At 71.7% G+C, this 8,707-nt stretch carries 9 protein-coding genes; all 9 read right to left on the bottom strand.

What is annotated here, in order from left to right; all coding sequences use genetic code 11:
• Positions 1-543: type VII secretion protein EccB (gene eccB, locus QQA02_RS06650; protein WP_284863772.1), on the bottom strand; the 543-nt coding region annotated here is incomplete at its 3' end.
• A 168-nt stretch (positions 544-711) separates the two neighbouring features.
• Positions 712-3,078, bottom strand: a complete 2,367-nt coding sequence (locus QQA02_RS06645; protein WP_284863770.1) for a DUF6541 family protein — start codon at positions 3,076-3,078, stop codon at positions 712-714.
• Entirely contained in the window at positions 3,075-4,037 is a 963-nt protein-coding gene (gene truA / locus QQA02_RS06640; RefSeq protein ID WP_284774391.1) for a tRNA pseudouridine(38-40) synthase TruA, read from the bottom strand. Before truA ends, QQA02_RS06645 begins: the two co-directional genes overlap by 4 nt.
• A gap of 140 nt (positions 4,038-4,177) precedes the next feature.
• Entirely contained in the window at positions 4,178-5,080 is a 903-nt protein-coding gene (locus QQA02_RS06635) for a PRC and DUF2382 domain-containing protein (RefSeq protein WP_284774389.1), read from the bottom strand.
• 543 nt (positions 5,081-5,623) lie between these two features.
• A complete protein-coding gene (gene rplQ / locus QQA02_RS06630; RefSeq protein ID WP_284863768.1) occupies positions 5,624-6,142 on the bottom strand; it encodes a 50S ribosomal protein L17 in 519 nt (172 codons plus the stop codon).
• A gap of 37 nt (positions 6,143-6,179) precedes the next feature.
• Positions 6,180-7,190 (bottom strand): DNA-directed RNA polymerase subunit alpha, encoded by a 1,011-nt coding sequence (locus tag QQA02_RS06625; RefSeq protein WP_284863766.1) that lies wholly within the window; start codon positions 7,188-7,190, stop codon positions 6,180-6,182.
• Positions 7,191-7,258: 68 nt separating this feature from the next.
• Positions 7,259-7,864, bottom strand: a complete 606-nt coding sequence (gene rpsD / locus QQA02_RS06620; protein ID WP_284774386.1) for a 30S ribosomal protein S4 — start codon at positions 7,862-7,864, stop codon at positions 7,259-7,261.
• 23 nt (positions 7,865-7,887) lie between these two features.
• A complete protein-coding gene (rpsK, locus tag QQA02_RS06615) occupies positions 7,888-8,292 on the bottom strand; it encodes a 30S ribosomal protein S11 (RefSeq protein WP_075663257.1) in 405 nt (134 codons plus the stop codon).
• Positions 8,293-8,295: 3 nt separating this feature from the next.
• On the bottom strand, positions 8,296-8,664 hold the full coding sequence (gene rpsM, locus QQA02_RS06610) for a 30S ribosomal protein S13 (protein ID WP_075663256.1): 369 nt from the start codon (positions 8,662-8,664) through the stop codon (positions 8,296-8,298).
• Positions 8,665-8,707 lie beyond the last annotated feature (43 nt).

Here is an 8,707-nt window from a genome sequence, read left to right as displayed (position 1 = left end):
GTCGGGGGCCACGCAGGCGGCCCAGCGCGCCTCGGGCGCGGGCGCCTCCTCGGCGACGGTGCCCGGCGCGCCCGGGATGCCGACCGGACGGCCGAGCGGGCGGGCGGACAGCGCGTCCGGGGAGGCCTCGGCGGGCTCCTCCGGTCCGCCGGCGATCAGGCGGGCGGAGGCGAGGTTGGCCACGGGGTGGACCGTCTCGTCGACGCGGACGAAGAGGGCCCCGGACTCGGCGCGCAGGACGGCGGCCTCGCCCGGGTCCGGGGCGGGGTCGATGACGGCGAGCAGGCCGGCGCCGGCGGCGACCAGGCCGGCGGCCGCCGCACCGATCAGCCCGGCGCGCCGGCGGCGGGCCAGCGGGTCGTGGATCATGCGGATGTCGCCGAAGACCAGCCCGTGGCGCAGGCGGCGGGTGAGGAAGCGGTGGCCGGAGACCTGCGCGCGCGTGGTCGGTGCCGGCCCCGGCGCCGGTCCGCGCCCGGGCGTGCCCGCGGCTGCGGCGCCGGCTGCGCCGCGCGCGGCTGAGTGGTCGTGCCTTTGTGACATGGTCCTCCCCCGTCTAACCGTGGTGTTCCCCCTCGGCTGCGGGCCCGGGTCAGCTCCGGTCCGCGCCGCCTTTGGCGCACACCCTAGCGCGGGGCAGGCGGGCGCGCCCGGTGAGCGGGTCCGGGCCCCGCGGCCTGCGGGCCGGTCCCCCAAAGGCGCACCCACGGCTCAGCCCGGGTAGGGCAGGTCGATCAGCTCGGGGCCCAGCCCCGCGGCCGCCGCCCCCGGGGCGAGCCGGCCGCCCAGGTACCCATGCGCGGGCGTGACCAGCCCGCCGGGGGTCCCCTTGAGCCGCTCCGGGCGCGGCACCGTGGGGCGGTGGTGGCGCGGCGCCTGCGCGTCCTGCGCCTCCGGGTCCTCGAGCACCTGCGGCTGCGGGCGCGGCGAGGCGGGCGACTCGGCGCGCAGCCGGTCGAGCTCGGTGTCGGTGAAGGCCTGGTTGACCGCGTAGACGACGGTCCCGCCGTCCTCGAAGACCGGGGTGAGCCCGGGCGAGCGGCGCAGCGCCGGGGAGATGAAGTCCGAGGCGGCCTGGAAGGCCCAGAATCGCGGCGGGGAGTCGATGATGAAGCGCACGTCGAGGCGCTCGGCGGCCTCGTCGACGGCGTTGGCCATCCGCGGGTCGCCGAAGTCGCCGGCGCCGAGCAGGTTGGCGCGGAAGGCGACGAGATCACTGTCGGAGCCCAGCCGGGCGACCGGCCAGTTGTAGTGGCGGAACAGCGTGGGCACCCCGGCGTACGGGTAGGCCCAGGCGTGCCCGTCGGCCGGTTCGCCGGAGACCAGACCGCCGCGGACCTCGGGGCGGGTGGCCAGCCACTCGAAGGCGCGCTGGTCGGCCGCCGAGACCATGCGCTGGTTCGCGTGGTTCTCGGCGACTGCCCAGCGGGCCCCGCGCGCGGTGCCGGCGACCGACCACCACAGGCAGCCGGCGCCGACGGCGACGGCCAGCACCACGGTGACCACGCCGCGCGGCCCGCGGCCCCGCGTGAGAAGCGCACCGAGCCCCGCGACCACGGCGCCCAGCCCGGCGGCGGCGAAGGCGACGGTGAGCATCGCCACCGGCATGACCAGGCGGGTGTCGGAGGAGTAGTGCATCGAGGCCACCGCGCCCAGCACGCCGCCGGGGACCCCGGCCCAGGGGCTCAGCGCGTGGGCCAGCAGCGCAGCCTGGAACGCCCAGAGGGCCAGCGCCCACAGCCCGCGGCGACGCAGCACCGACCACACCGCGCCCACGGCGGCGACGACCAGCAGCGGCACCGGGTTGAAGTCGGGGAACTCCTCACTGTGGGTGACCGCCATGGTCACCGCGTCGTGCCAGGACTCGGCGTGGCCGATGCCGCGCTCGAAGTTGTAGCCGGCGATCTCGCCGACCTGCCCGACCGCGGAGAGGACCTGCGGGGCGACCGCCGCCGCGGCCACCACACCGGGGCCGGCCAACCAAGCGAGGTCGCGCAGGCGGCGACGCCACCCGGGAAGCGTCGGGCGCCACAGGCCGGCCAGCAGCCACCAGAGTGCGACGCCGAGGACGACGACGGTGACCGGGCCGGGCTGCAGCTGCAGCACACCGGCGAGCCCGAGGGCGGCCGGCAGTGCGGCCCGGGGCCGGGCGGGCACCGCAACGAAGAGCGCGAGCACCGCCCCGAACGCGGTCATGGCGACCAGGTACGGCCAGGCGCCGATGAAGTAGCCGACCCACATGACGGCGGGCACCCAGGTGACGCACGCCCCACCCAGGGCGGCGGCGACGCGGGCCGGCCAGCCGCGCGAGCCGGCGATGCGCCAGGCCAGCGCCGCCGTCGAGACGGGGAGCGCCAGCGCGGGCAGCACCACGGCGGCGTGCTGGACGGCGGGCACCACCCCGGAGCCGGTCAGCCGGGCGGCCAGGGCGACGGCGGCGTGCCAGGCCGTCGGGTAGTAGAGGTAGGCGCCGGTCTCGATGTTCTGCAGCTCGCCCATCCGCGTCGGCGTAGCGACGCCGGTCTCCAGGATGAAGCGGACCACGCTGGCGTGCCAGAGGGGGTCCCAGCCCTGGTCGACGGTGGCCATGCCGTCGCGCAGCGGGGCGCGCCAGCCCACGGCGGCGCCGACCGCGCCGACGACCCCGACGAAGACGCCGAGGGCCGGCAGCGGCCAGTCCCACCGGCGCGTGACGGCGCGGGCGCCCGCACCGGGTGTGCGGGCCTGAGGCCGGGTCCCGCGGCGCGTTTCGACCCGCGCCTCAGCCCGCTCCTCAGCCCGCGACCGGCGCCGCGGGCGCGGCAGCGGCGGGCGTCGCCAACCCTCGGCACCGACGACCCAGCGCCAGACCAGTGCGACCGCCAGGGCGATGGCCCAGGCGACGAGCGCGGTCACCGGGCCGAAGCCGACGCCGAGCAGCCCGCAGACCCAGGCGGCCAGCCCGTAGACGCCGAAGCTGACAGGCAATGAGACGACCGCCGCCCACGGCAGTCGCAGGCCGGCGGCCAGCCCGACGAGGCCGCCGGGCAGCGTCGCGGTGAGCGCGAGGACGACGATCAGCGTCCAGGAGACGCTCATCGGAGGGTGTCTTCGGGATCGCCGCCGGCGGTGCGGTCGCCGTCGGCGCGGGCATCGCCCGGGTGCGCGGGCGGTGCGGGCACCGTGCGCCTGGTGCGGGTGGTCGCGGCGCGGGCGGCCAGTTCCCCGGGGGCCGGATAGTCGACGCCGACGAGGCTGAGTCCGCAGGCCGGGGCGACCGGCACGGCGGAGCTGCGCGAGGTCTCGGACAGAAGTGCGTGGGCGAAGTCGGGCTCGCGGCGGCCCTCCCCCACCGCCAGGCAGCAGCCGACCAGCGAGCGCACCATCGACCAGCAGAAGGCGTCGGCGCTCACCCGTGCCTCGTAGAGCTGCGGCTCGGCCGGGGTGGAGACGTCGTGCCAGGTGAAGGTCTGCAGGTCGCGCACCGTGGTGGCGTGCTCCCGGGGCTTGCAGAAGGCGGCGAAGTCGTTGAGGCCGACGAGCCTGGCGGCCGTGGCGTTGAGCCGGTCGAGCTCGACGGGCTTGGGCCACACGGCGGTGTCGCGCGCCCGGGTCGGCAGCGCTCCCGAGGGCGAGGTGGTCACCCGGTAACGGTAGTGGCGGCGCAGCGCGGAGAACCGGGCGTCGAAGCCCGCCGGGGCGAAGCTGCAGGCGCGCACGATCACGTCGGGCTCGAGCAGCTTGCGCAGCCGCGGCACCAGGCGTGCCGGGTCCCCGGCGATGGAGCGCTGCCCGAGCACCGCCGCGGGCACGTCGACGTGGGCGACCTGCCCGGAGGCGTGCACGCCGGCGTCGGTGCGCCCGGCGACGGTCAGGGTGACCGGCTCGCGGAAGATCAGCGAGAGCCGGTCGGTGATCTCGCCCTCCACGGTGCGGATGTCGGGGTCCTTCTGCCTGGCCCACCCGTGGAAGTCGGTGCCGTCGTAGGCGATGTCGAGGCGCAGCCGGACGTGTCCGGCCGCCTCCTCGTGGTCGGTGCTCCCCGTCTCCGGGCTCATCGGCTTCCGTGGCCTCTCTTTCCGCTTTAGCGTCCGTACGCAGGGGTGAAGCAGATTAACGGTACCAACCGACACAGACGACCGCCGCGCCTCCCTCGACGGGTGACGCGGCGGTCGGTTCAGGCGGGTGGGAAGGTGCTTTACTTGCCGGCCTTCGGGTCGGTGACGCCCTCGGTGTCGAACTGCTCCTTGCGGACGGTCTCGGAGACGGTCTCGGTGTCCTGGACCTGCTCCTTGTTCAGGGCGATCTTCTCGACCGGGACGGTGTCCTTGGAGACGTTCACGCGCTCCTCGTGGAGGGTGACCGAGGCCTCCTCCTCGCCGATCTTGCCGGTGAAGTTCTTGGCGTCCTCCTCAGAGATCGGGGTGCGCTCGACGCGGACCTCCTCGCGGGTGACCGGGACCTCGACCTGCTCGGTGTCCTCGACGACGTACTTGCGCAGGCGGGCCTCGCCGGAGGCGACGCGTTCCTTGCCCACGTTCAGGCGCTCCTCGGATCGGATGATCTCGTCGGCGTTGCCTGCCGCCTGACGCTGGGCGTCGACATCGGCGGCGGCGCGACGCTCGGCGTCGACGTCGTCCTCGGCGTGGTGCTTGCCGTCAGCGGCGGCACCGACACCGGCACCCGCGCCCGCACCGGCCGCGGCGTAACCGGCCTTGTCGCCGGCGACCTCGCGCTCACCGGCGGCGGCCTCGCGGCGGTCGGAGCCCACACCGGTGATGCCGGGGGCGTCCTGCACGCCGTAGTGGCGGTAGAGCTCGTCCTGCTGCTCCGAGGTCAGGTTGCGGTCGGAGTCCAGTTCCGGGGCGTCCTTGACGCGGTCCTTGGAGAAGGCCAGGTTCAGGGCGTCGCCCTCGAAGTTGGCGCCGCGCAGCGGCACCAGGCTGGAGCTCATGCCGAACAGACCGTGGCCGACCTCGACGAAGGTCGGGGCACCGGTCTCGTCGTCGACGAAGATCTCCTTGATGTCGCCGAGCTTGTCGCCGGTGTTGTCGTACGCGGTCGCCTCGAAGAGCTCCTTGAGATCGCGCTCGTTGGCCATTGTTCGTTCCTTTCGCTCGGCGCCGTCCAGCGGCGCCCGGTCGGTGATGCGTCTGAAAAAGAAAGGTTGCGGGCAAGCCCCGCTTCCTGCCCGCCAGGCTATGGACATCGCAACCGACATGTCCGCCCCACCGCGGCCCTCCGGGGCCCAGAGACCCCGAAATTGAACAGAAAATGAACAGCCCGGTCCGCTTTCGCCACCAAACGCGCCGCCGGTGCCAGCCCATTCATCACGCCCGCTGAATGGTTTGAGCCCGCGACACCCCGTCACGGGCCGAGAAATGAAGATTTGGTAACACTTGGAACCAACTGCGGTGACGACCTTTCTCCAGTCATCTTACGTGTCGCCCGACCGCCGTCGCGATTGCCGACGTCGCGCCCCGCGCCGTCGGTGGTCCGCCTCACCGCCGGTGTCCCTCACCGTCGACGCCCCTCCCCCGTGCGCGGGCTCCCCCACGTATGACGAAACCCCGCGCATGAGATGCGCGGGGTTCGGGCGCCCGGTGGGCGCCGGCTCATACCGGGTCAGTCCGGTACGGGAGAACTACTTCTCCTCGGCCTCAGCCTCAGCGGCCTCGGTCTCCTCAGCCTCAGCCTCGGTGGGCTCGTCGGCCTTGTCCACGGCGTCGGCCTCGGCGGCCTTCTCCTCTTCGGCCTTCTGCGAGGCGGCCACGCGGTTGGCGCGGGAGGCGTCCTTGCCGGCGACCTCCTCGAGAACCAGGGAGATCTGGGACATCGGCGCGTTGTCGCCGGTGCGGTTCTCCAGCTTGATGATGCGGGTGTAGCCACCCTCACGGCCCTCGAACTGCGGGGCGAGATCATCGAAGAGGTGCTTGACCACGGCCTTGTTGGTGACCTTGGCCAGGACCTCGCGGCGGTCGGCGAGCGTGCCGGCCTTGGCCTTGGTGATCAGCTTCTCGGCGTACGGGCGCAGGGCCTTGGCCTTGGCGTCCGTGGTCTTGATGGCGCCGTGCTCGAACAGCGACGAGGCGAGGTTCGCGAGAACCTTGCGCTGGTTGGTCGCCGATCCGCCGAGGCGGGCGCCCTTCTTCGGGGTAGGCATTGATTACTCCTCGTGTGAAAGTTGGTGAGCGGGCGTTCTACTCTTCGTCCTCGGCCTCGTCGTCCACGAATCCACCGGTCTCGGCGTCGTAGCCCTCCAGCTGCGTGGGGTCGAAGTCCTCCGGCGCGTCCTTGAGCGTGAGCCCGAGGCCGGCCAGCTTGATCTTGACCTCGTTGATCGACTTCTGCCCGAAGTTGCGGATGTCCAGCAGGTCCGACTCGGTGCACTCAGCGAGCTCACCGACGGTGTGGATCTCCTGGCGCTTCAGGCAGTTGTAGGACCGGACGGAGAAGTTCAGGTCCTCGATCGGCATGCTGTAGGCGGCCAGCGACTCGGACTCCTGCGGAGAGGGCCCGATCTCGATGCCCTCGGCCTGCTCGTTGAGCTCGCGGGCGAGCCCGAACAGCTCGACGAGGGTGCCGCCGGCGGACGCCATGGCGTCGCGAGCGGTGATGGAGTTCTTCGTCTCCACGTCGATGACCAGCTTGTCGAAGTCGGTGCGCTGCTCGACGCGGGTCGCCTCGACCTTGTAGCTGACCTTGAGCACCGGCGAGTAGATCTGGTCGACCGGGATGCGGCCGATCTCGCCGGCGGTCTGAGCCGCTGGGACGTAGCCGCGGCCGCGCTCGACCACGAACTCGATTTCCAGGCTGCCCTGCTCGTTGAGCGAGGCGATGTGCAAGTCCGGGTTGTGGATCTCGACACCGGCCGGCGGCTCAATGTCGCTGGCGGTGACCTCGCCCGGGCCCTGCTTGCTCAGGTACATCACGACGGGCTCGTCGGAGTCCGAGGACAGCACCATCGACTTGATGTTCAGGATGACGTCGGAGACGTCCTCCTTGACACCGGCGATGGTGGTGAACTCGTGGAGCACACCCTCGATCTTGACGCTGGTCACGGCCGCGCCCGGGATGGACGACAGCAGGGTGCGACGCAGCGAGTTGCCGAGGGTGTAGCCGAAGCCGGGCTCCAGCGGCTCGATGACGAACCGGGAGCGCGACTCGTCGATGTACTCCTCGGTGAGGGACGGTCGCTGAGAAATGAGCATGATTCTCTCCTTTGGCGCCCGCTATATGACGCCGGTAGGTGGAAAGGTGGAGGACGGGACTCGGAGGATTACTTCGAGTAGAGCTCGACGATGAGCTGCTCCTGCAGCGGGATGTCGATCTGGGCGCGCTCGGGCAGCTGGTGCACGAGGATGCGCAGGGTGTCGGGGACGACCTGGAGCCAGGCCGGGACGACGGAGTCGTTCAGGTTCTCCTGGGCCTCCTCGAACCAGACCATCTTCTTGGAGCGGTCACGCACGTCGATGATGTCGTACTGCGAGACCTGGAACGACGGAACGTTGGTGTTCTTGCCGTTCACGGTGAAGTGGCCGTGGGAGACCAGCTGGCGGGCCTGGCGGCGGGTGCGGGCCAGACCGGCGCGGTAGACGACGTTGTCGAGACGGGACTCGAGCAGGATCAACAGGTTGTCGCCGGTCTTGCCGGGAAGGCGGTTGGCCTTCTCGTAGTAGCGGTGGAACTGCTTCTCCATGACGCCGTAGGTGAAGCGGGCCTTCTGCTTCTCCTGCAGCTGGAGGAGGTACTCGGACTCCTTGATACGGGCGCGGCCGGCCTGACCCGGCGGGTAGGGGCGACGCTCGAAGTAGCGGTCTCCGCCGACGAGGTCGACGCGGAGACGGCGGGACTTACGGGTTGCGGGACCGGTGTAACGGGCCATTTCTTCCTAACCTTTCCTTTCCCTTAGACGCGGCGACGCTTCGGCGGACGGCAGCCGTTGTGCGGCTGCGGGGTCACGTCGGAGATCGAGTTGACCTCGAGGCCGGAGGCCTGGAGGGAGCGGATGGCGGTCTCGCGGCCGGAGCCCGGCCCCTTGACGAACACGTCGACCTTCTTCATGCCGTGGTCCATCGCCTTGCGGGCGGCGTTCTCGGCGGCCATCTGCGCGGCGAACGGGGTGGACTTGCGGGAGCCCTTGAACCCGACGTGGCCGGAGGAGGCCCAGGAGATCACGTCACCGTTCGGGCCCGTGATGGACACGATGGTGTTGTTGAAGGTGGACTTGATGTACGCGTGGCCGGCGGCCACGTTCTTCTTCGGAGTGCGGCGCCCGCTGCGGCGTGCGCCAGAGCGTGTCTTCGGAGGCATGTGTTACTTCTTCTTTCCGGCGATCGTCTTCTTCGGGCCCTTGCGGGTCCGGGCGTTGGTCTTGGTGCGCTGACCGTGCACGGGCAGGCCGCGACGGTGGCGGCGACCCTGGTAGCTACCGATCTCGATCTTGCGACGGATGTCGGCCTGGACCTCGCGGCGCAGGTCACCCTCGACCTTCCAGGACGCCTCGATGACGTCGCGGAGGGCGGAGACCTGCTCGTCGGTCAGGTTGTCGGTGCGCAGATCGGGAGAGATGCCGGTCTCCTCGAGCAGCTTGGCGGCACGGGCGGGGCCGATGCCGTAGATGTAGGTGAGCGCGACCTCCATGCGCTTGTTGCGCGGGAGGTCGACGCCGGCTAGACGTGCCATGTGGCAGTACCTTTCCGGTTGTTACGGTGGTTTGCTCCTCTTC

This window comes from Corynebacterium sp. MSK006 (assembly GCF_030232385.1).
GTDB lineage: Bacteria > Actinomycetota > Actinomycetes > Mycobacteriales > Mycobacteriaceae > Corynebacterium > Corynebacterium frankenforstense_A.
This window is presented reverse-complemented; position numbering and strand designations above follow the sequence as displayed.